The organism is Paraburkholderia piptadeniae, assembly GCF_900007165.1.
GTDB classification, from domain to species: domain Bacteria; phylum Pseudomonadota; class Gammaproteobacteria; order Burkholderiales; family Burkholderiaceae; genus Paraburkholderia; species Paraburkholderia piptadeniae.
In genome coordinates this window covers 1,328-1,896 of record NZ_CYGY02000098.1, presented here as the reverse complement: position 1 = coordinate 1,896, position 569 = coordinate 1,328, and the positions used below count along the sequence as shown (strand labels likewise).

Genomic DNA, 569 nt, shown 5'->3' with positions numbered 1-569 from the left:
GGCGCGGGGCTACGCGCCAGCGAAGTGGTCGCGCTAAAGGTCACCGACGTCGACAGCGAGCGCATGACACTGCGTATCGAGCAGGGGAAGGGCCGCCGTGACCGCTACGCCATGCTCTCGCCGGTGCTGCTCGATCGTCTGCGCGTCTGGTGGCGCGTGGCCCGTGCGCAGCGCAAGATCCTTGATGGAGGATGGCTCTTCCCCGGACTCGATCCCGTCGACCCGCTCAGCACGCGGCAGCTGAACCGCGCCATCCATGCCGCTGCCGAGGCAGCGCACATCGACAAGCGCGTGTCCATGCACACGCTGCGGCACAGCTTCGCGACACACCTCCTTGAACAGAAGGTGGACATCCGCGTGATCCAGGTGCTGCTCGGCCATGCGAAGCTCGAGAACACCGCGCTCTATGTCCAGGTCGCCACCGACCTGCTGCACGAGGTCACCAGTCCGCTGGACCGTCTGCCCTCCGAGTAGGCCCGCGCGCTGTAGCGCCTCATGCTGGAGGTTGCGGACATCTTCCGCAGCCACGGGCCAGCGTGGCGGGCCACGGCACACCTGAGCCTGGGGCA

General features: G+C 67.7%; 1 protein-coding gene. It reads left to right on the top strand.

What is annotated here, in order from left to right; all coding sequences use genetic code 11:
- On the top strand, nucleotides 1-474 hold a 474-nt coding region (locus BN2476_RS48815), incomplete at its 5' end, for a tyrosine-type recombinase/integrase (RefSeq protein WP_235851160.1).
- Nucleotides 475-569 lie beyond the last annotated feature (95 nt).